Source organism: Borreliella afzelii (assembly GCF_014202295.1).
Taxonomy (GTDB): domain Bacteria; phylum Spirochaetota; class Spirochaetia; order Borreliales; family Borreliaceae; genus Borreliella; species Borreliella afzelii.
In genome coordinates this window covers 1,843-3,423 of record NZ_JACHGM010000025.1, presented here as the reverse complement: position 1 = coordinate 3,423, position 1,581 = coordinate 1,843, and the positions used below count along the sequence as shown (strand labels likewise).

2 protein-coding genes and 1 pseudogene are annotated in these 1,581 nt (G+C 33.6%); all 3 read left to right on the top strand.

What is annotated here, in order from left to right; all coding sequences use genetic code 11:
• Window positions 1-206, top strand: a pseudogene (locus HNP63_RS06480) (phage portal protein); the annotation flags it as partial.
• A gap of 16 nt (window positions 207-222) precedes the next feature.
• Complete coding sequence (locus HNP63_RS06475) at window positions 223-918, top strand: DUF1357 family protein (RefSeq protein ID WP_183227659.1); 696 nt, start codon at window positions 223-225, stop codon at window positions 916-918.
• Window positions 919-929: 11 nt separating this feature from the next.
• Window positions 930-1,490, top strand: a complete 561-nt coding sequence (locus HNP63_RS06470; RefSeq protein ID WP_006434235.1) for a DUF228 domain-containing protein — start codon at window positions 930-932, stop codon at window positions 1,488-1,490.
• The last annotated feature ends 91 nt before the right edge of the window (window positions 1,491-1,581 follow it).

Below are 1,581 nucleotides of genomic sequence, written 5' to 3'. Positions count from 1 at the left end.
TTGAGAATTCTTGTAACTTAAAGCTTAGTAAGTATTTTGGGCTTGATATGAGGTTTAATTCACTAGTTATGTTAAGTGAAGATCAAAAGGTAGAAAGAGATATAAAGCTAATTGAGCTTTACAGTAAGTATAACGATCTTATACAAAACAGCTGTTTTAATAACGAGGAGTTAGCTATTTTAAAAGAAAAATTATTCTCATTTTGAGAAAAGGAGTTAAAAAGTGATTGAAAACGAAGAAAAAGAAGTAATTGAGGCGCAAGTTAAGGAGGATCAGCAGGTTAAGCCTGATACTAAAGTTATAAGCGCTGGAGAATTCGAAGAGTATATGCGCCTTAAGGAACAAGCAAACAATACAAAGCCTAAAGAGACACCTCGAGATTTAAGTATAAATGAAAGAATAACAAAAGAACTTGCAGAAGTTGAAGAGAGAGAACGCGTTGAGAAGCAACTATTACTAGAGGCCGAGCGCATAAATGAAATTGATACGCTTGCCAAAGCGCATCTTAGCAGCCATTTTAATAAAGAAACGCTACTTGCAAAAGGATACACGCTAAAAGATATTATGCAAGCACAACGTAGAGAACTTGTTCGTAAGTTTGTTCCAATTGAGCAAATTAAAGCTATTGCTAAAGCATCAGACATAAGCCATATCGATGGAGAGATATTAGAGCAACTTGTTTCTTTAGCTAAGGTGAATATCAAATTAAGAAAAAATGCCAATAGCAATTCTTCTTCTGTTGACTCTATTAAAGGCAATATTATTGCTAAAGCAGAAGAGAGAGTAAGTTTGCTTGATTCTAATTTTGTTCCAATTAATTTCACTGAGTTTGTACAAGCTATAAGCAATACTTACAAGCAAAGACGAGTTCAATTTTATGAAAATCTAAAAAGATATAAAAGAACAAGTATTGCGTAAAGGAGTTTTTAATGAGTGATATTACGAAAATTAAAGAAGAGTTTGATAAAAAAGTTGCTGAAATTACAGCATTAATGAAAAATCCCCAGCAAAATGCTAGCTTACTTAGCAATTCTATTGAGTTTAGGGATAAAAATTTAATTTATTCCAATTCTGGTGGAGTTTGGACTAGTAGTAAAGACAAAATAGAAAATTATCCTGCTAAAGGGTATCCCTACAAGCGCGGAGTAAAGTTTAGTTTTAGTGCTGATGGTACATCAGAACTTGAAGTTGAGGCCGGAGGCGGTGATGATTTGTATGGAGTATGCACTGATATAGATGAGTTTACTGGTATGGCAACTGTAATTCCAATTACAAACAACTTTACGGGGTATTTAACGTTTAAGAAAAATGGACAAAATGGTATAAATCCTGGTGATAAGCTTCATTTTAATGCGCAGGGAGAACTTGAAAAGACTAGTGGTTCTGATAAAACTATTAATGCTATAGCGCTTTCAAAAGTCCATAAATTAACCGAAGAGTTATATATAGTGCTTGCTAGTGTTTTTGGAAATAGAGCTTTAAAAGGGTAATTAAATGGCTTTAAAAGGTAAAGAGCAAGTTTCAGGCCCTGGTGTTGATGATAATCCACAATTAGGTCTACAGGCAGAAATTTCAGCTACT

What these genes read in the sequence shown, in the direction of transcription:
- HNP63_RS06470 (WP_006434235.1), top strand. Translation starts at nt 930, where the DNA reads ATGAGTGATATTACGAAAATTAAAGAAGAGTTTGATAAAAAAGTTGCT.